Genomic DNA, 19,598 nt, shown 5'->3' with positions numbered 1-19,598 from the left:
TTTTGGCACGCTGTTGAGTTCTCAAGGAACGGACACTTCCTTCAGGCGGCTTTCACACCGGCCCTCCGGGCGCTTCGTTCTTTCGTGTTTCCAGCTTACCAGACGTTTTCCGCTCCGTTTTCCGGAGTTTCATTCATCCGATTTCCCGAACTGGCCGGGTCCGCTTTTTGCGGCGACCTCCACATTAGCGCATTCCGAGTGTTGCTCGAAATTCACTCCCGCCTCGGCCGGCGGAAAAGCCGACCGACCCAATCGAAATGAGATTCGAGTGGGAGTGGGACTTGCTGAGTGGGGTGGCCGCTCCAGCGACTCGTTCAACACTAGGCCACCTGGAGGACATCGTCAAACATCGAGGGCGGGATCCGGCTGGATCCCGCCCTCGATGGTCGAAGCCGCAGCTCAGCGGCGTCGAGATTCAGTCACGAAGCGGTCAGCTCCGCCGCCGCCAGGTTCCGCTTGCCCCGACGCAGGACCAGCCACCGCCCGTGCAGCAGATCGGCCTCGGTCGGGACCGCCTCCTCGTCCGTCACCTTGACGTTGTTGAGGTAGGCGCCGCCTTCCTTGATCGTCCGACGGGCCGCCGAACGGCTGGGCGCCAGACCGACGGCGACCAGCAGGTCGACGATCTGCTGAAGCTCACCGACCTGGGCCTTCGGGACCTCGGCCAGTGCCGCCGCCAGGGTCGGGGCCTCCAGGTCGGCAAGATCGCCCTGGCCGAACAACGCCTTGGACGCGGCCACCGCGCGCTCGTACTGCTCGGCGCCGTGGACGAGGGTGGTCAGCTCCTCGGCGAGCGCGCGCTGGGCGAGGCGGGCGGCGGGGCGCTCGCCGGTCTCGCGCTCCAGTTCCTCGACCTCCTCCTTCGAACGGAAGCTGAAGATCCGCAGGAAGTTGGAGACGTCCCGGTCGTCCGCGTTCAGCCAGAACTGGTAGAAGGCGTACGGAGTGGTCAGCTCCGGGTCGAGCCAGACCGTGCCGGACTCCGTCTTGCCGAACTTGGTGCCGTCCGCCTTGACGATCAGCGGCGTGGCCAGCGCGTGCACCGACTTGCCGTCGGCCTTGCGGATCAGGTCCGTGCCGGCGGTGAGGTTGCCCCACTGGTCGCTGCCGCCGGTCTGCAGCGCACAGCCGTAGCGGCGGTTCAGCTCCAGGTAGTCCATGCCCTGGAGGATCTGGTAGCTGAACTCGGTGTAGCTGATACCCGCGTCGGAGTTGAGCCGCCGGGAGACGGCCTCCTTGGCGATCATGTTGTTGACCCGGAAGTACTTGCCCACGTCGCGCAGCAGGCTGATCGCGGACATCCCGGAGGTCCAGTCGAGGTTGTTGACCATGCGCGCCGCGTACGGGCCCTCGAAGTCGAGGAAGCGCGAGATCTGGCCACGCAGGCGCTCCACCCAGCCGGCCACCGTCTCGGGGTCGTTGAGCACGCGCTCGGCGGTGGGCTTCGGGTCGCCGATCAGGCCGGTGGCACCGCCGACCAGGCCCAGCGGGAGGTTCCCCGCCTGCTGGATGCGGCGCATGGTGAGGATCTGCACCAGGTTGCCGAGGTGCAGGCTGGGGGCCGTCGGGTCGAAGCCGCAATAGAACGTGACCGGGCCGTCCGCGAACGCCTTGCGCAGTGCGTCCTCGTCGGTGGACAGGGCGATCAGCCCACGCCACCGCAGCTCGTCGACGATGTCCGTCACGGTCACGCTTCTCCTTCGGTCGGACGTCCGCCCGGTGTGGGCCCGGTCCGGTCGGGCCCCGGTGCAGGACGGCTCCAGCGTGGTAGAGCCTACGCGGTCGGGGCCAGCGAGTTTCGCCCGGACCGACATGAACACGCTCCCGCCTCGGGCTTCGCGGGAACGGCCCCGGAAGGGCCCGGCCCCGCACCGCCACCGGAAATTCCGTTGTTCGACTGCCTTGAGCCCCTTCACAGTGGTCCCACCGCCGTGCGGCGGCAGTGACGTGTGTAGAGACGGTCGTGCCGCCGTGGCACGCCCGTTGAGAAGGGTGGCCGAGGTGCGCAGCACGCTGGTTCTGAACGCAAGCTACGAGCCGCTGACGACGGTGTCGCTCCAGCGCGCCGTGGTCCTGGTGCTCCAGGACAAGGCCGTGGTGGAACAGGCGCATCCCCTGCGCACCATCCGCGGGACGGGGGTCTCCGTGCCGGTACCCCGGGTGATCAGACTCCAGCGGTACGTCCGGGTGCCGTTCCGACAACAGGCTCCGTGGTCACGGCGTGGGGTGCTCGTCCGGGACCAGTACCTGTGCGCCTACTGCGGGCGGCGGGCCACCACCGTGGACCACCTGCACCCCAAGTCGCGGGGCGGTGAGGACAGTTGGCTAAACACCGTGGCCGCCTGCGCCGAGGACAACCAGCGGAAGGCCGCCCGGACGCCCGAGCAGGCGGGGATGAAGCTGCTGCGCAAGCCGTTCGTGCCGACGCCGCAGGCCACCCTGATGATGGCGCTGGGGCTGCGTGGCTCGGACGTCCGGGAGCTGGCCGACTGGCTGCCCGCCCAGGTCGTCCCGGCCGCCGCGCACTCCGCGGCCTGAGCCCGGAGCCCGGCCCGACCGCGCCACGCACGAGCGGTCGGGCCGGGCGGGTGAGCTGGCCGGACGGGCGAACCGACCGGCCCGGTCAGCCCTTGGCCTGGTATCCGGTCGCGGTGCCGAAGTTGGTGGAGTGCTCGGGGACGGCGACGACCCGGCCGCCGCCGATCAGCACCCGGCCGGAGACCAGCAGGGAGCCCGTCCCCGGCGGGAAGTTGCCGCCGACCGTCTCCCGGCCGCCGTCCAGGGCGAAGCGGCTGAGGTGCGCGGGCTGGTCCAGGCGTTCGTCGAAGGCGAGCACCAGCGCGCCGCCGTCGATGCCGACCGCCCTGGCCGCTCCCTTGCCGGAGGCGACCGTCCTCCAGCGCTGCTTGCCGCTGTCCAGGTCGTAGCCGACCACCGCGGCCTGACCGCCGCCGTTCGGCACCGGTGTGACGGTGGTGACCATGGTGCGCTCCCGGAAGTACACCCCCGGGGTGGCCGAGAACGCGCCGTGGGCGACCTCCAGCCGGCCCCCGGTGTCGGCGACCGGGATCTCGACCGCCGGGTCGCCGGCCCGGCCCCAGGCGAACACCCGGTCGTCCTCGGGCTTCTCCCCGGTGGTGAGGACGACAGCCGGCTCGGCGGAGAGCACCGTCGCCGTCCTCGGCCGGTTGTTCAGGCCGCGCCACCAGGCGACCGTGCCGTCGACGGTGTTCAGCGCGACGGCCTGGTCGACGGGAGTGGAGTCGGCGCAGGAGCTGGCCACCAGGACGGTCCGGCCGGCCACGCCACCGGACAGCGTGCAGAACTTGCCCTGCCCGGTGTACTGCCAGACGTCCTTGCCGTCCGCCGACTCCCACGCGACGACGTGGTCGTCGCCGACGGCTATCACCTTGTCCTCGGTGACGCCGATCCGGGAGTTGTAGGGGCCCTTGGCCTCGGAGAGCGTCTTGGTCCAGGTGGTCTTCCCGGCCTTGGTGTCGACGGCGGTCACCAGGGCGCAGGGGCTCTTCGGGTCGGCCTGGGCCCGGAACAGCACCGCTCCCACGCCCGCCGCGTTGACGTCCGGGGAGAGCCCGCAGGGCACCGCACCCGCGGCGGGGGGCTCGACCGACCAGACGGGCGTGCCGGCCTCCAGGTCGTACGCGTGCACGCCGGTCGCGTCGGCGCGCACCACCGAGTCGGCGAGCAGCCAGCTGCCGACCAGGGTGTCGTCACCGACCGGCCGGTCGGACCCGGTCCGGGCGGACCACGTCTTGGCATGGGCGACGGTGAACCCCGGCTCCCCGCCGGCGGCGGCGCCGGCGGACGCGCGGCCGCCGCCCTCCGAGCCGACCGTCAGTCCGGCCGCGACCAGGACGCCGAGCGCGGCGACCCCGGCTCCGGTCCGGACGGCCAGGGCCCGCCTGCTCGGCGCGTGCTCGGCTGAGACGACGGCGCCGGTGGCGGCCCGGGCCCTGGCCGCGAGGCCGGTCCGGGTGGGCGACGCGACGGCGGGACCGGCGGCCGGTACCGGCCGCTCCGCCTCCGGGTCGGCGTCGGGAGCCGGCTCGGGACCGGGCTCCGGTTCCGGTTCGCGATCGGGTTCCACGTGCACGTAGCCGTCGGCGGAGTACTCGGCACCGACGGGCGCGTACAGCTCCTCCCCCGCCGGCTGCGGCTGCTGCGGGACGGCGTACGGGGCGTACTGCTGCTGCTCGTAGTCGGTGTACTGGTAGTACGGCTGGTACTGCTGATAGGGCTGGTACGGCCGGTTCTGGTCGTACTGGCTCTGGTCGTACTGGCTCTGGCCGTACTGACCGTAGGGCCCCTCGACGTACCCGCCCTGCCCGTAGGCGGCCTCGCCGTACCCCTGTTCCGGGTGCGGCGTGCCGGGACCGTGCGCGTACCCGGGCTCGCCCGGCCGGCTCTGGTCGGCGTACTCGCCGTACCCGGCGGGCCACTCCTGCGGCGCCTGCTGCGTCTGCCACTGGTCCTGGTACTGCTGCGGCCGACCGTCACCGAGGGGGTCCTGAGCCATCCGTTCCGTCCCTCCCGACCGCCTGTACTACGGCAGTCAGCATCTCACGGCCCCGGAGCGGACGGTTCCGGTGTGCCCGCAGGGGCATCGGACCGCCGGCCGGGGCAGCGGAAGGGGCGGGACCGGGCAGGACGGGGCAGGGCGGACCGGGCGTCGCGCGCTAGCGGGCGGACTCCGTCCGCAGGATGGTGTCGATCCGGGCCGCGAGGGCGAGGTCGAGGGCGGTGAGCCCGCCGGCGCTGTGGGTGGAGAGGGCGAAGCGCAGCGTGCGCCAGCGGATGTCGATGTCGGGGTGGTGGTCCATCGCCTCGGCGGCCTCGGCGACGGCGGTCACGGCCCGGATCCCGGCCGGGAAGTCGGGCGCCTCGGCGGTGCGGACCAGGGAGTCCCCGTCGCGCGACCAGTCGGGCAGGCCGGCCAGTCCGGCCTCGATCTCGTCCTCGGTCAGCCGTGCTCGGCTCATCGGCCCGCTCCCATCACCAGAACCAGAAGGAGAAAAGGGGTGTCAGCTCCGCCGGCGCGGACGGGGCAGCAGTTCGCCGCCGCAGTTGGGGCAGCCGGCGGCCATCGCCTCGGTGCACGCCGGACAGAAGGTGCACTCGTAGGAACATATAGAGGCCGGGCCGTCCGGCGTCAGCGACACCTCGCAGCGCTCGCAGATCTCCCGCATCTCCAGGGCCATCGGGGTCCTTCCCGGTTCTAGGTCGCGAGCAGTTTGACGACGGCCGCGAGGCCGACGACGACGATCACGGCGCGCAGGGCCTGCGGCGGCAGCTTCCGGCCGACCTTGGCGCCGACCAGGCCGCCGACGAGCGAGCCGACCGCGATCAGTCCGGCGGCGGCCCAGTTCACGGTCGACGTGAAGAGGAAGAACAGGGCGGCGACGCCGTTGACGATCATCGCCAGGGCGTTCTTCACCCCGTTGATCCGCTGCAGGTCCTCCTGGAGCATCATCCCCATCAGGGCCAGCAGCAGGACGCCCTGGGCGGCGCCGAAGTAGCCGCCGTAGATGCCGGTGAGGAAGATGCCGACGAGCAGCAGCGGGCCGCCGTGCGGGTCGCCGTCGGGCCGGCGGCGGGCGGCGACGGCCTTGGCCACCCGGGGCTGGACGATCACCAGGACCAGGGCGAGCAGGATCAGGACCGGGACGATCGCGTCGAAGGCGCTGCTGGGCAGCTCGATCAGCAGGTAGGCGCCGAGTACGCCGCCGAGCAGGGAGGCCGTGCCGAAGCGGGCGAGCCGGCGGCCCTGGCCCGCCAGCTCCCGGCGGTAGCCGATCACGCCGCTGAGCGAGCCGGGGACCAGGCCGAAGGAGTTGGAGACGTTGGCGGTGACCGGGGGGAGCCCGACGGCGAGCAGGACGGGGAAGGTGATCAGGGTTCCCGAACCGACGATCACATTGATCATTCCGGCACCGACACCTGCCACCAGGACGGCGATCGCCTCCCAGGTCGTCATGAGCCACCTCCCGCGCTGGTCCTGTCCCGTCCGCGGCGATCATGCCGGACCACGGGGTGGGCGATCCAGCCTCGCCCACGATTCGGGATGTTCGACACACCCTCGCGGAAAACGCCCGAGGGCCCGCCCCGTGCGGTACGGGAGGCGGGCCCTCGGGCCTCGGGCGGTCCCCCGGCCACCGGGGCCGGGGGCGGAGGATCACTCCGGGTCGCTCTTGCGGTACTCGCGGAGCGGGTCGATCCGGGGCCGGGCGGAGCCCTTGGTGTCGGTGTCCAGCGGGCGCGGACCGGCCGCCGGGTCGAGCGGCACCTGGGTGGCGGCCGGCGGCGCGGCCGGGGCACTCGGGGCGGCGACCGCGGCGCCGTTGGCACCGCCGCCGAGGCCGGACGCACCGGTGAACGCGCCGCCGATGCCCTTGAGCGCGTCGCCGATCTCGCTCGGGATGATCCAGAGCTTGTTGGCGTCGCCCTTGGCCAGCTCGGGCAGCGTCTGCAGGTACTGGTAGGCGAGCAGCTTCTGGTCGGCGTCGCCCTCGTGGATCGCCTCGAAGACGGTCCGGATGGCGGCAGCCTCACCGTCGGCGCGCAGCACCGCGGCCTGGGCCTCACCCTCGGCCTTGAGCACCTCGGCCTGCTTCTCACCCTCGGCGCGCAGGATCTGGGACTGCCGGTTGCCCTCGGCGGTGAGGATCGCGGCGCGCTTGTCACGCTCGGCGCGCATCTGCTTCTCCATCGAGTCCTGGATGGAGGTCGGCGGCTCGATCGCCTTCAGCTCGACGCGGTTGACGCGGATGCCCCACTTGCCGGTGGCCTCGTCCAGCACCCCGCGCAGGCCGGCGTTGATGACCTCGCGCGAGGTGAGGGTGGACTCCAGGTCCATGGAGCCGATGATGTTGCGCAGCGTGGTGACGGTGAGCTGCTCGATGGCCTGGATGTAGCTGGCGACCTCGTAGGTGGCCGCGCGGGCGTCGGTGACCTGGTAATAGATCACCGTGTCGATGTTGACCACCAGGTTGTCCTGGGTGATCACCGGCTGCGGCGGGAACGGCACGACCTGCTCACGCAGGTCGATCCGGTTGCGGACGCGGTCGATGAACGGGACGACGATGTTCAGCCCCGCGTTGAGCGTCCGGGTGTAGCGGCCGAAGCGCTCCACGATCGCGGCGCTGGCCTGCGGGATGACCTGAATCGTCTTGATCAGCGCGATGAAGGCCACCACGACCAGGACGACCAGGACGATAAGGACGGGTTCCACGGACTCTCCCCTAGACGACCAGGGCGGTCGCGCCCTGGATTTCGACGACGTCGACCTGCTGCCCCGGCTGGTAGACCTGCTCGGGGTGGAGCGCGCGGGCCGACCAGATCTCACCGTTGAGCTTGATCCGTCCGCCCTCCCCGTCGACCCTTTCCGCGACGACCGCGGTGGCGCCCTTCAGCGCCTCGATGCCCATTCTGATCTGCGGGCCCTTCCGCAGCGCCCGGTACGCGATGGGGCGGACGACGACCAGCTGCGCGACCGTGGCCGCGACGAAGGCCAGTACCTGCCAGACCGGGTCGGCGCCCAGACCGGCCACGCCGGCCGCGACGAGCGCGCCGACGGCGAACATGGCGAACTCCGGCATCACCGTGATCACCAGCGGTATACCGAGGCCGACGGCGACCAGAAGCCACCAGATCCAGCTGTCCACGTGTCCATCCTAGGGAGGGAAGGGCCTACCAGGCGGTCAGTTCCCGCAGGTGGAGGGGCGGAAACCGGTCGCACGTGCGACCGGTTCCAGTTCAGTGGAGTTCAGTGGGTCCGGTGCCTCCCCGGGGCGGCCCCGGCCCGGCCCCGGGAACCCGCCGTTCGCCGGCCCTTCCCGGACGCCGCCGACCGCCGCCGACCGCCGCCGACCGCCGCCGGTCAGCCGAGCGGCAGGCCCTGGGCGGACCAGCGGTCGCCGTGCCGCTCCAGCATGAGCGGCAGGCCGAAGCACCTGGACAGGTTGCGCGCGGTCAGCTCGGTGTCGATCGGCCCGGCGGTGAGCACCTTGCCCTGGCGGATCATCAGCACGTGGGTGAAGCCCGGGGCGATCTCCTCGACGTGGTGGGTGACCATGGCCATGGCCGGCGCGAACTCGTCCTGGGCCAGGGCGCCGAGGCGGCGGACGAGGTCCTCCCGGCCGCCGAGGTCGAGGCCGGCGGCGGGCTCGTCCAGCAGCAGCAGCTCGGGGTCGGTCATCAGGGCGCGGGCGATCAGGGTGCGCTTGCGCTCGCCCTCGGAGAGGGTGCCGAACTTGCGGCCGGTCAGGGCCGACATGCCGAGGCGGTCGAGCAGCGCCAGCGCCCGGGACTCGTCGGACTGCTCGTAGGTCTCCCGCCAGCTGACCGTCATGCCGTAGGCGGCGGTGAGGACGGTCTGCAGCACGGTCTGCTCGGCGGGCAGCTTGTCGAACATGGCGGCGCCGGCCAGGCCGACCCGGGAGCGCAGCTCGAAGACGTCGACCTCGCCGAGCTTCTCGCCGAGCACGGTGACCTTGCCGGAGGTCGGGAAGAGGTACGTGGAGGCGATCTGCAACAGGGTGGTCTTGCCGGCGCCGTTCGGGCCGAGGATGACCCAGCGCTCGCCCTCGGAGATGGACCACGAGACCTGGTCGACCAGCGCGCGCTCCTCCCGGACCACGGATACGTCCACCAGCTCCAGCACGTCGCTCATGACCTACGCCTTCCCCAAAACAGAAATACGGCCGTCGGTGCGGGCGGGCAGCCTACTCCGGCGGCCGGTGGGCACGGAGTGGGTGCGCCGCACGCGCATGGGCAAACCTACGCCACGCGGATGACCGCCGATTCCGTAGGCTGGCCGGATGCTCGCGACTCCTGCCGACAATCCGTACGAAGAGCCCCGTTCGGGACGGCTGGCCGCCTGGGGCAACGCCCTGCTGGCCGGTCTGGTGCCGCCCGACAACGCCGCCGCGGCGGTCCTGGGGGACGACGAGAGCCACCGGGTGGCCGGTCTGCCCGGGGACGGCCCGGGCGAGCGGCACGGGCTCACCTGGGCCCTGGGCCGGCTGCGCGTCCTCGGTGTGAAGGGGCTGCGGCTGGCGCTGCCGTCGGCCGGGCACCCGCTGGGCCTGACCGGACCGGCCCCGTTCAACGCGAGCGCGCTGGCCGCCGGCGAGGCGGTGCTGGCCGTCGGGGTGCCGCTGGGGCTGGTGCCCGAGGTCGAGGTGTTCGGCCCGCCCGGGGACCGCTCGGCTACCGTGCTCTGGCGCTGCCTCGACGTGAACGACGCCCCGCCGGCCGACGTGCCGTCGCTGCACGAGGCCGAGTTCGAGCTGACCGACGGGCTGCGCCAGGCGACGCTGCTGCTGACCCGGCTGGACGTGGCCGGAGCGGGGCCGGAGGCGCTGCGGGCGCTGGAGGCGTACCGCCGGCGCGGGCACGCCGAGCTGCTCGCACCGGGTTACCCGCCGCGCGCCGTCCGGGTGCTGGAGTCCGCGCGCCAGGTCGCGGCGTTGTTGTCGATCGCCTCCGGCAGCCACGGCGCGGCGGTCAGCGCCTCCGAGATCGCGGCCCGGCAGGCGGTGCTGGCGCCGCTCTGGCGGACCGCCCGCCGCGCGCAGGTGGCGGCCTACAACGCGCTGGTGGACGAGCGCCCCTAGGAGCGGTGCGGCCCCGGGAGCGGTGCGGCCCCGGCGGGCCTCCCCGGGGCCGACCCCGCCGACGTCCGCCGAGATCGGCCGGAATCGGCCGGGTCGGCCGGGTCGGCCGGCCCGGGCCTCGGCCCGCGGGTCTACGGCCGGGACTCACCATGCCGGACGGCCCAGAGCGCGGCCTGGGTGCGGTCGGCGAGGTCCAGCTTCATCAGGATGTTGGAGACGTGCGTCTTCACCGTCTTCTCGGACAGGTGCAGGCTGCGCGCGATCTCCCGGTTGGAGCGGCCGTCCGCGATGTGCCCGAGCACCTCGCGCTCGCGCTCGGTGAGGGTGCCGCCGCGGCCCTGCGGGGCACGCGGGCCGTCGTCGGCGAGCAGGGCCTCGGCCAGCTCCGGCTGGAGCAGCACGTGGCCCGCGTGGACCGAGCGGATCGCACCGGCCAGCGCCTCCGGGTCGACGTCCTTGTAGACGTACCCGGCGGCGCCGGCCCGCAGGGCGGGAACCATCGTGCGGTGCTCGGTGAAGCTGGTGACGATCAGGATCCGGGCCCGGCTGCCCTCCTCCTTGAGCGTGCGCAGCGCCTCGATGCCGTCCACGCCCGGCATCTTGAGGTCCATCAGCACGACGTCCGGGTCGAGCGCGCGGGCCCGGTCGACGCCCTCCGCGCCGTCGGCGGCCTCGCCGACCACCTCGATGTCGTCCTGCACCTCCAGGAAGGTGCGCAGGCCCCGGCGGACCACCTGGTGGTCGTCGACCAGCAGGACCCGGATCGCGGACACGGTGTCAGGCACCGGGGACCTCCATCTCGACGACCGTTCCCCTGCCGGGGGCCGAGTCCAGGGTGAGCCGGCCGCCGACGGCGGCGGCGCGGTCGCGCATCGAGGCCAGGCCGAGGTGACGGCCGGCCCGGCGTACGGAGTCGGGGTCGAAGCCCCGGCCGTTGTCGCTGACCCGCAGCACGGCGCCGCGACCGGGCGTGCCGGCCAGGGTGACGGTGACGCGGCGGGCCTCGGAGTGGCGCAGCGCGTTGTGCAGGGCCTCCTGGGCGACCCGCAGCATGGCCGCCTCCTGGGCCGCCGGCAGGGCGCGCACGCCGTCGGCGGCGAAGGCGATGTCGGCGCCGTGGGCGCGGTCGAGGACCTGTACCTGGGAGGCGAGGGTGGCGCTGAGGCCGTCCTCCTCCAGGGCCGCGGGGCGCAGCTCGACGACGACGGCGCGCAGTTCGTCGGCGGCCTCCGCGGCGAGCCGGCCGACCTCGGCGAGTTCGGCGCGGGCGCGGACGGGGTCGCGGTCGACGAGCTTGGCGGCGGCCTTGGCGGTGAGGCGCAGCGAGAACAGCTTCTGCGAGACGGCGTCGTGCAGGTCGTGGGCGATCCGGGCGCGTTCGCCGGCGAGGGTGAGCTCGCGGCTGCGCTCGTACAGGCGGGCGTTGTAGAGGGCGAGGGCCGCGTGGGCGGCGAGTATCCGCAGGAGTTCCTCGTCGTGGTCGGTGAAGCCGCCGCCGCCCTGCTTGTTGGCGAGGTAGATGACGCCGAGGACCTCGGGTTCGTCGTCGGCGTGGTCGGTGTCGACGATGGGCATGCCGAGGAAGGCGCCGAGCTCGGGGTGGGCGGAGGGCCAGCCGCCGAAGGAGGGGGCCTGCCGGACGTCGGCGAGCCGGACCGGGCCGCTCTCGTGGAGCATCGCGGCGAGGACGCCGTGCTGGCGGGGCAGCGGGCCGATGGCCTTCCACTGCTCGTCGGTGACGCCGTCGACGACGAACTGGGCGAAGCCGCCGTGGTCGTCGGGGACGCCGAGGGCCGCGTACTCGGCGCCGAGCAGGCGACGGGCGGAGGCGGTGATCCGGCGCAGGACCTCGCGGACCTCCAGGTGGCGGCTCATCCCGAGGAGGGCCTGGCTGACGGCCTCGATGCCGGCGAGGCACGGTTCACAGGCGGGCAGGGAGCCGTCCGGCGGCGGGCCGACCGGGATGCGGTCGACGGGCAGCAGGCCGGCGTGCCGGTGGTTGCTGGGCACGGGGGGCATACGGCCAACCTACCGCCGCCCGCGCGGCGGTCGCGTCGGTCCCCGGCAGGGCGGGGCCCGGGTCCGGAGACCTAGGTCGCACGGCGCGGTCGTGCCCGGGCACTGCCCTGAAACGGTCCGGGAACGGCCCGGGAACGCCGGGGGGCGGCCCACCCCGGTCGGGTGGGCCGCCCCTCGGCGGAACGTGAAGGGGTCAGCCCTTCTGCATGACCTCGGGCTCGTGCCGGCGCTGGAGGCGGGTCACGATGACGCCGATGACGACCGACATCGCGATCAGCACGCCGGCGTCGAACCAGAACTGGCCCGAGTTGTGGCCCCAGAGCGCGTCGTACTCGGGGTTCTGGAAGTCCTTGTTCCAGGGGCCGAGCAGGTGCGAGAGGTCGAGCGTGGTGGCGACCATGCCGGTGCCCCAGCGGGCGGGCATCAGCCAGGCGAACTGCTCCAGGCCGGGCTTGGAGAAGATCTGGAAGAGGCAGCCGGTGAAGACGACCTGGATGATCGCGAACATGACCAGCAGCGGCATGGTCTTCTCGGCGGTCTTGACCAGGGCCGAGATCGCCAGGCCGAACATCATCGAGGCGAAGCTCAGCAGGATGAGGCCGAAGCTCATCTCGATGATGGGCAGGTCCTTGAAGACCAGGCCGTGCTCGGGCAGCTTGCGCGGCAGGAAGCCGACGGCGGAGATGATCGCGCCCTGGATCACGCTGAAGAACCCCAGCACGATGATCTTGGACATCATGTACGCCGAGCGGGAGAGCCCGGTGGCCCGTTCCCGTTCGTAGATCGCCCGTTCCTTGATCAGCTCGCGGACCGAGTTGGCCGCCCCGGAGAAGCACGCCCCGATCGCCAGGATCAGCATGATCGTCGCCGCGCCGCTGTTGAGGCCGAGCTGCGACTTCGGGTTCGGGGCGAGGCCGGGTTCGTTCGGGATCAGCACGCTGACCGCGCCGAGCACCGCGGGCAGCAGCACCGACAGGGCCAGGAAGCCGCGGTCGGAGGCGAGCACCGAGGCGTAGCGGCGGATCAGCGTCCACAGCTGCGAGCCCCAGCTCTGCGGCTTCGGCGGGCGGACCGCCTCCTGCACGATCTGGGCGGACTGCACGGCACCGGATTCCACGTCGGCCGAGTACTGCTGGTAGTGCACCGAACCGCGGTAGCGGCCGGCCCAGTCGTGGTCCGGGTAGTTCTCGAAGGCCTGGAAGACGTCGGCCCAGGTCTCGTACCCGAAGAAGTGCAGCGCCTCGTCCGGCGGGCCGAAGTAGGCCACCGAACCGCCCGGCGCCATCACCAGCAGCCGGTCGCAGAGCGCGAGTTCGGCCACCGAGTGGGTGACGACCAGGATGGTGCGGCCGTCGTCGGCGAGGCCGCGCAGCATCTGCATGACCTCGCGGTCCATGCCCGGGTCGAGGCCCGAGGTGGGCTCGTCCAGGAAGATCAGCGACGGCTTGGTGAGCAGCTCCAGGGCGACCGAGACGCGCTTCTGCTGACCGCCGGAGAGCGCCGTGATCCGGTTGTCCGCGCGCTTGTCCAGGCGCAGCTCGTAGAGCACCTCGTCGATCCGCGCCTCGCGCTCGCGCGCCTCGGTGTCACCGGGGAAGCGCAGCCGGGCCGCGTACTTGAGGCCGTTGCGGACGGTCAGTTCCTTGTGCAGGATCTCCGACTGCGGCACCAGGCCGATGCGCGAACGCAGCTCGGCGAACTGCTTGTAGAGGTTGCGGCCGTCGTAGAGGACGTCGCCGCGGTCGGCCGGGCGGTAGCCGGTGAGGGCGCGCAGCAGGGTCGACTTGCCGGAGCCGGACGGGCCGATGACGGCGACCAGGGACTTCTCCGGGACGCCGAAGCTGACGTCGTTGAGCAGGACCTTCTTGCCGCCCTTGAAGTCGACCTCGACGGTCAGGTGGCGGGCGGAGAAGGAGACCGCGCCGGTGTCGACGAACTCCTGGAGCTGGTCCCCGACCAGGACGAAGCTGGAGTGGCCGACGGTCAGGCGGTCCTGCGGGCCGATGAGCTGGCGCTCGACCCGCTGGCCGTTGAGGAAGATGCCGTTGTGGCTGCCGAGGTCGACGATCTCGTACCGGCCGTCGGGCAGCTGGCGCAGCTCGGCGTGGTGGCGGGAGACCTGGAGGTCGGAGACGACGATGTCGTTGTCGAGCGCGCGGCCGATCCGGATGGTGTTCATGCCGGCGGTCAGGTTGCGGATGACCGTCGGCTGCGGGCCGCCGGGGCCCTCGTGCGGCGCGGCGCCCTGCTGCGGGAACCCCTGCTGGTGCGGGAAGCCCTGCTGCGGCGGGTACGGCTGCTGCGCCTGCTGCTGCGGGAACGGCTGCTGCTGACCCGGCCACTGGGGCTGGGCCTGCTGCGGGTACGGCTGCTGGGCCCACGGCTGCTGCGCCTGCTGCTGGGCGGCGTGGGCCTCCGGTGCGGCGCTGCGGCTGGTGGCGGCCTCGTGCCAGGCCGGGGCCTGGGCGGCGGCCTGGGCCGGCGCGGAGAAGGAGAGCCGGGGGCCGTTCTCGGCGTTGCCGAGGTTGACCACGGCTCCCGGGAAGAGCTGGGCCTGCATGGTGCGGGCGCCGGCGGTGTAGGTCCCGTTGGTGCTCCCGTGGTCGTCCAGCTGCCAGCCGGCCCCGTTGAAGGAGATGGTGGCGTGGTGCCACGACACCCGCGCGTCGTCGAACGGGAAGTCCGACTGCGGGTTGCGACCGATGGTGTAGGACCGCCCGGGCTCCAGAGTCCGCTGCTGTCCGTTGATCTCGATGACGAGTTGCGGCACTGCTCGCCTGCCCCGCTCTCTCGGTTCCCCCGATGGTGCGCCCCGTCCCGGGGCGAAATGATCGTCAATCTGACGGGGGAATCATTCCAGCCCCCCGGTCGTCCGTGAAAGTCACCCCCGGTGACTGTGACCAGGCGGCAACGATTCGCGGACGGCCCCCGAACCGTGCGTCCACGGCGCGTACGCGGCGCACACGCGGCACGTCCACCGCATGTCCACGGGCGCGCGCCCGGCGCCGCCCGGTGCGTCCCGGTGCGTCCACGACGCGGACGGGTGCCGTGGCCCCGTCGGGCGGCGGGTAGCGTGGGAGGCACCATGAACGCATCGCCCTTGGCCGCAGAGCCGTTCCCCGCCCCGCAGCCCCGGACCGAGGACGAGCGCACCCTGCTCGTCAAGGTGTTCGGCAAGGACCGCCCCGGCATCACCGCCGGCCTCTTCGCCACCCTGGCCGGGTTCGGCGTCGACGTCATCGACATCGAGCAGGTGGTGACCCGTGGCCGGATAACGCTCTGCGCCCTGGTCACTCCTCCCGGCGCCCCCGGCGCCGAGGGCGGGCTGCGGTCCGTCGTGCACCGCTGGGCCGAGGAGCAGAAGCTCCAGGCCGAGATCCTCTCCGGCATCGGCGACAACCGGCCGCGCCGCGAGGGCCGCTCGCACGTCACCGTCCTCGGCCACCCGCTGACCGCCGCCGCCGTCGCCGCGCTCACCTCCCGGATCACCGCCGCCGACGGCAACATCGACCGTGTCTTCCGGCTCGCCAAGTACCCGGTGACCGCCGTCGAGCTGACCGTCTCGGGTGTGGCCACCGACCGGCTGCGCGCCGAGCTGGCGCAGGAGGCGGCCACCCAGCGGGTGGACGTCGCGGTGGTGGCGTCCGGGCTGGAGCGGCGGGCCAAGCGGCTGGTGGTCATGGACGTCGACTCGACCCTGATCCAGGACGAGGTGATCGAGCTGTTCGCCGCCCACGCGGGCTGCGAGCAGGAGGTCGCCGAGGTGACCGCGGCGGCGATGCGCGGCGAGCTGGACTTCGCGGAGTCGCTGCGCGCCCGCGTGGCGCTCCTGGCCGGCCTGGACGCCGGGGTGACGGAGAAGGTGCGCGCGGAGGTCCGGTTCACGCCGGGGGCGCGCACGCTGATCCGGACGCTTCAGCGGCTGGGATACCAGGTCGCGGTGGTCTCCGGCGGGTTCACCCAGGTCACCGACCACCTGGTGGAGCAGCTGGGGCTGGACTACGCGGCGGCCAACACCCTGGAGGAGAAGGACGGCAAGTTCACCGGCCGGGTGGTGGGCGACATCGTCGACCGGGCGGGCAAGGCGCGCTGGCTGGCCAGGTTCGCCGAGCAGGCCAAGGTGCCGCTGGAGCAGACGGTGGCGATCGGCGACGGCGCCAACGACCTGGACATGCTGAACGCGGCCGGGCTGGGCGTGGCGTTCAACGCCAAGCCGGTGGTGCGGGAGGCCGCGGACACCGCGGTGAACGTGCCGTTCCTGGACACCGTGCTGTACCTGCTCGGGATCACCCGCGAGGAGGTCGAGGCGGCCGACGTGCTGGACGGCCAGCCGGCCGAGTAGCCCGTACCCGGCACGGAGAACGACGAGGGGCGCGCGGACCAGATCCGCGCGCCCCCTTGTGCGTCGGCCGTCCGTCAGCGACGCATCAGCTGTCCGTCCGCCGTGCGCGTCCGTCGCACGGCCGCACCGGCGTCCCGGCTCACTCCTGCGGCGTGAAGTACGAGACCAGTGCGGCGACGCCCGGCTCGACGTTCTTCCACGAGCCGCTGAAGCTGAGCACCGCGACGCCCGCGGTGGGGAAGCCCCCGAGCCGCAGCCGCTCCAGCGCCTCGCGGTCCCCCTCGTCGCCGGCCAGGACCTGGGTCAGACCGAGCACACCCGGGTTGTGGCCGACCAGGACGAGGTCGGCGTGGTCGTCCGGGGTCTCCTGGAGGACGGCGATGATCTCGCCGGGGCTGGCCTCGTACACCCGGTCCTCGTACACCGTCTTGCGGGAGCGCTTGGGCAGCTCGTGGGCGGCGAGCTTCCACGTCTCACGGGTGCGCAGGGCGGTGGAGCAGAGCACGTAGTCGGGGTTGAGGGCGGAGTCGGCGAGCCAGCGTCCGGCCTCCGGTGCCTGGTGTCGGCCCCGATCGGCCAGCGGCCGCTCGTGGTCGTCGACGCCGTTCGGCCAGTCGGCCTTGGCGTGGCGGAGAACGATGATCCTGCGGGGCGTGTCGGCGCTCATACCCAGCAAGCTTGGCAGAAAAGCCGCCCGGGAGCGCGGTGCTGCCCGATGCCACCACTCTCCGGAGTGGGAGTGCCGTCCTGCGTGTTCACCCGGACGTGGGTGCGGGGTTCAGCCCAGGTTCCGGGCGATGATCGCCACGATCACCAGGAGCACGACGATGCCGCCGATCGCGGCGGCGAGCTGGCCCAGCTTCTTGTGGCCGTCGGTGGGGTTCGGGTCGAGTACGGGCATGACCGGATTCTCCCACCCCGGTCGTCCCCGCCCGTCACCGGCCCCGGGCCGGTGACGGGGCCGGACCGGGATCGGACCGGGGCCCGCGCCCGTCCCGTCCCGGCCGCGCGGCGCGGCCTCAGGCCCCCGCCGCCGCCGGCAGGACCGCCTCGTCCTCGATGTACCGGGCCCGCGCCGCCCGCAGGCCGAACAGCATCTGCGGCACCAGCAGCACCGCCAGGAAGCCCAGCGGCAGGTACCACTCGCCGGTGGCCTCGTAGAGGCGGCCGATCAGGATCGGCCCCGGGATCGAGATCAGGTAGCCGACGCCCTGGGCGAAGGCCGAGAGCTGGGCCACGCCGCCGGCCGTCCGGGCGCGCAGGCCGATCATGGTCAGCACCAGCGGGAACGCGCAGTTGGAGAGGCCCACCAGGATCGCCCACGCCCACGGCGCGGTGGACGGGGCCAGCGCGAGCCCGGAGTACCCGGCGATGCCGCAGGAGGCCAGGACCACCACGAAGAGCCGCTGGTCGCCCCGGCGGGCGGCCAGGTTGGGCAGGACGAAGGAGACCGGCACGCCGATCACCATGGTCAGCGCCAGCAGCACGCCCGACGTGCCCTCGGAGACGCCGGCGTCCTGGAAGATCTTCGGCAGCCAGCCCATCACCACGTACGCGCCGGTGGCCTGGAAGCCGAAGAAGCAGGCCAGCGCCCACGCGGTCCGGCTGCGGGTGATCGGCAGCTTCCCGGCCCCCCGGCCGTTGGCCTGCCCACCGCTCTCGCGCCGCCGGGACAGCAGGACGGGCAGCCAGAGCAGCAGGGCGACCGCACCGAGCGCGGCCCAGACGCCCAGGCCGAACCGCCAGTCCCCGCCGAGCGCGCCGGTCAGCGGCACGGTGACGGCGGCGGCGAGCGCGGTGCCGGCCGACAGTGCCATCGAGTACAGGCCGATCATCGGCCCGACCTTCTCCGGGAAGTACCGCTTGATCACCACCGGGATCAGCACGTTGGCGACCGCGACACCGGCCAGCGCCAGCGCGGTGAGCAGCAGGAAGACGGCCGTGCCACCGGCGAAGGAACGGGCCAGCACGCCCGCGGTGATCGCCCCGAGCCCGGCCGTGACCACCGCGATCGGGCCGAGCCGGCGCGCGAGGCCGGGCGCGGCGAAGCCGAAGAGGGCGAAGCAGAGCGAGGGCACGGCGGTGAGCAGCCCGGCCACGGTGGGGTTCATCCCGAGGTCGGCCCGGACCTGGTCGAGCAGCGGCCCGAGGCTGGTGACCACCGGGCGGAGGTTGAAGGCCGCGGCGGCGATCGCGACGGCGAAGAGCCAGCCGAGGTGGCTGCGGCGGGGCGGGGCGGGCCGCTCGGTCTGCGGTCGGGTCCCGGTACCGGCACCGGGACCAGCGTCGGTATCGGTATCGGTATCGGGCGAGGCTGCGGTGTCTGCTGCGGACGACATGCCGGCCATCATAGAATGATGGGATGAATTAGCGCATCCTTGAGTTGGCATGATGGCCCGACCCACTCGACCCCAAGGAGTCCCCCGTGGCGCTGTCCTCGCCGAGGCGCACCCCGCTGTCCGACCAGGTGATCGCCCAGCTGCGCGCCCAGATCACCTCCGGCGAGTGGCCCGTCGGCTCCCGCATCCCCACCGAGGCCGCCCTCGTCGAGCAGCTGGGTGTGGCGCGGAACACCGTCCGCGAGGCCGTCCGCGCCCTCGCCCACAACGGGTTGCTCGACATCCGCCAGGGCTCCGGCACCTACGTCCTCGCCACCAGCGAACTGGCCGGCGTCATGCACCGCCGCTTCGCCGACGCCGACCAGGCCCACGTCGCGGAACTGCGCGTCACCCTGGAGACCTCCGCCGCCGGCCTCGCCGCCGACCGCCGCACCGACCGCGACCTCGCCCTCCTCGACGCCGCCCTGGCACGCCGCGAGGACGCCTGGCGCTCCGGCGACGCCGAGGACTTCATCCAGGCCGACGCCGCCTTCCACCAGGCCGTCGTCGCCGCCGCGCACAACGACGTCCTCGCCGCCGTCTACGCCGACCTCGGCGAGGTCACCCGCGCCCACCTGCGCCACGACGTTGGCCCCGAGCTCATCGCCGAGCGCTACCTCGGCCACGACAAGATCGTCGACGCCATCCGCGCCCGCGACCCCCGGCGCGCCTCCCACGAGGCCGGCCGCGCCATCGGCACCTGCACCGACGGCCGGCCCTGACCCGCACGGACCCAGCCGGTCCGGACCCCGGCCGGAACGCCCCCGGAACGGCCCGCGAACCCGGCGGGAGGGGGGTTTCGGCGTGCTAACGTCCCGTCACACTTCGTAGACGGCCGGGTTGCGACCCGGGTGCGGGCACGACGGGGAGCAGCGATGGCGGATCCGGACCTGAAGTCGGGCCAGGGCCAGGGCCCGGGCGGCGGAACGCCGACGAAGGTGTCCACGGCGGCGATCGACCGGGCGGCCACCGCGCTCGACGGCATCGCCGGCGACAGCACCGCGGCCGGGAGGACCGCCGACGAGGCGACCGGAGCGGCCGCGGCGGGGCTGAGCGGGTGGGACACCGCCGCCGCGTTGCGCGGAGCACTCCGGGAGTGGCACGAGCAGGTGTCCCAGCTGAACGGCCGGCTCAACCAGGAGGCCGGGATGATGCGCCAGACCCACACCAATTACCTGGACGTCGAGCACGGCATCGCCACCTCGTTCACCGGAAAGGCTTGAC

The 19,598-nt window shown here is 72.9% G+C and carries 19 protein-coding genes; 5 read left to right on the top strand and 14 right to left on the bottom strand.

Annotated elements, in window-relative coordinates:
• Positions 1-419: 419 nt before the first annotated feature.
• Positions 420-1,685, bottom strand: coding sequence for a tyrosine--tRNA ligase (tyrS, locus tag ABZY91_RS11740; protein WP_355401709.1), 1,266 nt, complete (start codon positions 1,683-1,685; stop codon positions 420-422).
• A 316-nt stretch (positions 1,686-2,001) separates the two neighbouring features.
• Here tyrS and ABZY91_RS11735 point away from each other — a divergent pair, with 316 nt between their 5' ends.
• Positions 2,002-2,538 (top strand): HNH endonuclease, encoded by a 537-nt coding sequence (locus ABZY91_RS11735; RefSeq protein ID WP_355401705.1) that lies wholly within the window; start codon positions 2,002-2,004, stop codon positions 2,536-2,538.
• Positions 2,539-2,623: 85 nt separating this feature from the next.
• Here ABZY91_RS11735 and ABZY91_RS11730 read toward each other — a convergent pair whose 3' ends face one another.
• The 7 genes from ABZY91_RS11730 to ABZY91_RS11700 form a co-directional block, all read right to left on the bottom strand.
• On the bottom strand, positions 2,624-4,537 hold the full coding sequence (locus tag ABZY91_RS11730) for a PQQ-binding-like beta-propeller repeat protein (RefSeq protein WP_355401703.1): 1,914 nt from the start codon (positions 4,535-4,537) through the stop codon (positions 2,624-2,626).
• A gap of 160 nt (positions 4,538-4,697) precedes the next feature.
• Entirely contained in the window at positions 4,698-5,000 is a 303-nt protein-coding gene (locus ABZY91_RS11725; protein WP_329883459.1) for a 4a-hydroxytetrahydrobiopterin dehydratase, read from the bottom strand.
• A gap of 42 nt (positions 5,001-5,042) precedes the next feature.
• A complete protein-coding gene (locus ABZY91_RS11720; RefSeq protein WP_355401701.1) occupies positions 5,043-5,219 on the bottom strand; it encodes a DUF1272 domain-containing protein in 177 nt (58 codons plus the stop codon).
• A 17-nt stretch (positions 5,220-5,236) separates the two neighbouring features.
• Positions 5,237-5,995 (bottom strand): sulfite exporter TauE/SafE family protein, encoded by a 759-nt coding sequence (locus ABZY91_RS11715; protein WP_329883457.1) that lies wholly within the window; start codon positions 5,993-5,995, stop codon positions 5,237-5,239.
• 198 nt (positions 5,996-6,193) lie between these two features.
• Positions 6,194-7,249 (bottom strand): SPFH domain-containing protein, encoded by a 1,056-nt coding sequence (locus ABZY91_RS11710; protein ID WP_327682004.1) that lies wholly within the window; start codon positions 7,247-7,249, stop codon positions 6,194-6,196.
• Positions 7,250-7,259: 10 nt separating this feature from the next.
• Positions 7,260-7,682, bottom strand: coding sequence for an NfeD family protein (locus ABZY91_RS11705; RefSeq protein ID WP_329883456.1), 423 nt, complete (start codon positions 7,680-7,682; stop codon positions 7,260-7,262).
• 215 nt (positions 7,683-7,897) lie between these two features.
• Positions 7,898-8,689, bottom strand: coding sequence for an ABC transporter ATP-binding protein (locus ABZY91_RS11700; protein ID WP_329883455.1), 792 nt, complete (start codon positions 8,687-8,689; stop codon positions 7,898-7,900).
• Positions 8,690-8,837: 148 nt separating this feature from the next.
• Between ABZY91_RS11700 and ABZY91_RS11695 the strand changes: the two genes are divergently transcribed.
• On the top strand, positions 8,838-9,635 hold the full coding sequence (locus ABZY91_RS11695) for a hypothetical protein (protein ID WP_355401698.1): 798 nt from the start codon (positions 8,838-8,840) through the stop codon (positions 9,633-9,635).
• 131 nt (positions 9,636-9,766) lie between these two features.
• On the opposite strand, the gene ABZY91_RS11690 is transcribed toward ABZY91_RS11695, so the two are convergent.
• From ABZY91_RS11690 to ABZY91_RS11680, 3 genes are all read right to left on the bottom strand, one after another.
• Positions 9,767-10,420 carry a response regulator transcription factor gene (locus ABZY91_RS11690; RefSeq protein WP_329883453.1) on the bottom strand — a complete coding sequence of 218 codons (654 nt, stop codon included), beginning with the start codon at positions 10,418-10,420 and terminating at the stop codon, positions 9,767-9,769.
• The gene (locus tag ABZY91_RS11685) at positions 10,413-11,510 is read right to left on the bottom strand and encodes a GAF domain-containing sensor histidine kinase (protein WP_329883465.1); all 1,098 of its coding nucleotides are present in this window, start codon (positions 11,508-11,510) and stop codon (positions 10,413-10,415) included. Before ABZY91_RS11685 ends, ABZY91_RS11690 begins: the two co-directional genes overlap by 8 nt.
• Positions 11,511-11,847: 337 nt before the next feature.
• Positions 11,848-14,424 (bottom strand): FHA domain-containing protein, encoded by a 2,577-nt coding sequence (locus ABZY91_RS11680; RefSeq protein WP_355401696.1) that lies wholly within the window; start codon positions 14,422-14,424, stop codon positions 11,848-11,850.
• 315 nt (positions 14,425-14,739) lie between these two features.
• Between ABZY91_RS11680 and serB the strand changes: the two genes are divergently transcribed.
• Positions 14,740-15,996: a phosphoserine phosphatase SerB gene (gene serB, locus ABZY91_RS11675; RefSeq protein WP_355401694.1), complete on the top strand. Its 1,257-nt coding sequence runs from the start codon at positions 14,740-14,742 to the stop codon at positions 15,994-15,996.
• Positions 15,997-16,135: 139 nt separating this feature from the next.
• On the opposite strand, the gene ABZY91_RS11670 is transcribed toward serB, so the two are convergent.
• The 3 genes from ABZY91_RS11670 to ABZY91_RS11660 form a co-directional block, all read right to left on the bottom strand.
• Entirely contained in the window at positions 16,136-16,663 is a 528-nt protein-coding gene (locus ABZY91_RS11670) for a histidine phosphatase family protein (RefSeq protein WP_329883450.1), read from the bottom strand.
• Positions 16,664-16,774: 111 nt separating this feature from the next.
• Positions 16,775-16,897, bottom strand: a complete 123-nt coding sequence (locus ABZY91_RS11665) for an SGM_5486 family transporter-associated protein (RefSeq protein ID WP_329883449.1) — start codon at positions 16,895-16,897, stop codon at positions 16,775-16,777.
• Positions 16,898-17,015: 118 nt separating this feature from the next.
• Complete coding sequence (locus ABZY91_RS11660) at positions 17,016-18,335, bottom strand: MFS transporter (protein WP_355401692.1); 1,320 nt, start codon at positions 18,333-18,335, stop codon at positions 17,016-17,018.
• Positions 18,336-18,421: 86 nt separating this feature from the next.
• Between ABZY91_RS11660 and ABZY91_RS11655 the strand changes: the two genes are divergently transcribed.
• Both ABZY91_RS11655 and ABZY91_RS11650 read left to right on the top strand, forming a co-directional pair.
• Complete coding sequence (locus ABZY91_RS11655) at positions 18,422-19,096, top strand: FadR/GntR family transcriptional regulator (RefSeq protein ID WP_329883447.1); 675 nt, start codon at positions 18,422-18,424, stop codon at positions 19,094-19,096.
• 153 nt (positions 19,097-19,249) lie between these two features.
• Positions 19,250-19,597 carry a hypothetical protein gene (locus ABZY91_RS11650; protein WP_329883446.1) on the top strand — a complete coding sequence of 116 codons (348 nt, stop codon included), beginning with the start codon at positions 19,250-19,252 and terminating at the stop codon, positions 19,595-19,597.
• The last annotated feature ends 1 nt before the right edge of the window (position 19,598 follow it).

The organism is Kitasatospora sp. NPDC002965 (assembly GCF_040611255.1).
In the GTDB taxonomy this organism is placed as follows: domain Bacteria; phylum Actinomycetota; class Actinomycetes; order Streptomycetales; family Streptomycetaceae; genus Kitasatospora.
The sequence above is the reverse complement of the archived record's forward strand: the minus strand, read 5'-3'. Positions and strand labels throughout refer to the sequence as shown.

What these genes read in the sequence shown, in the direction of transcription:
- ABZY91_RS11720 (WP_355401701.1), bottom strand. Translation starts at nt 5,219, where the DNA reads ATGGCCCTGGAGATGCGGGAGATCTGCGAGCGCTGCGAGGTGTCGCTG.
- ABZY91_RS11695 (WP_355401698.1), top strand. Translation starts at nt 8,838, where the DNA reads ATGCTCGCGACTCCTGCCGACAATCCGTACGAAGAGCCCCGTTCGGGA.
- ABZY91_RS11650 (WP_329883446.1), top strand. Translation starts at nt 19,250, where the DNA reads ATGGCGGATCCGGACCTGAAGTCGGGCCAGGGCCAGGGCCCGGGCGGC.
- ABZY91_RS11670 (WP_329883450.1), bottom strand. Translation starts at nt 16,663, where the DNA reads ATGAGCGCCGACACGCCCCGCAGGATCATCGTTCTCCGCCACGCCAAG.
- ABZY91_RS11660 (WP_355401692.1), bottom strand. Translation starts at nt 18,335, where the DNA reads ATGTCGTCCGCAGCAGACACCGCAGCCTCGCCCGATACCGATACCGAT.
- ABZY91_RS11685 (WP_329883465.1), bottom strand. Translation starts at nt 11,510, where the DNA reads ATGAGCCGCCACCTGGAGGTCCGCGAGGTCCTGCGCCGGATCACCGCC.
- serB (WP_355401694.1), top strand. Translation starts at nt 14,740, where the DNA reads ATGAACGCATCGCCCTTGGCCGCAGAGCCGTTCCCCGCCCCGCAGCCC.
- ABZY91_RS11665 (WP_329883449.1), bottom strand. Translation starts at nt 16,897, where the DNA reads ATGCCCGTACTCGACCCGAACCCCACCGACGGCCACAAGAAGCTGGGC.
- ABZY91_RS11700 (WP_329883455.1), bottom strand. Translation starts at nt 8,689, where the DNA reads ATGAGCGACGTGCTGGAGCTGGTGGACGTATCCGTGGTCCGGGAGGAG.
- ABZY91_RS11725 (WP_329883459.1), bottom strand. Translation starts at nt 5,000, where the DNA reads ATGAGCCGAGCACGGCTGACCGAGGACGAGATCGAGGCCGGACTGGCC.
- ABZY91_RS11715 (WP_329883457.1), bottom strand. Translation starts at nt 5,995, where the DNA reads ATGACGACCTGGGAGGCGATCGCCGTCCTGGTGGCAGGTGTCGGTGCC.
- ABZY91_RS11730 (WP_355401703.1), bottom strand. Translation starts at nt 4,537, where the DNA reads ATGGCTCAGGACCCCCTCGGTGACGGTCGGCCGCAGCAGTACCAGGAC.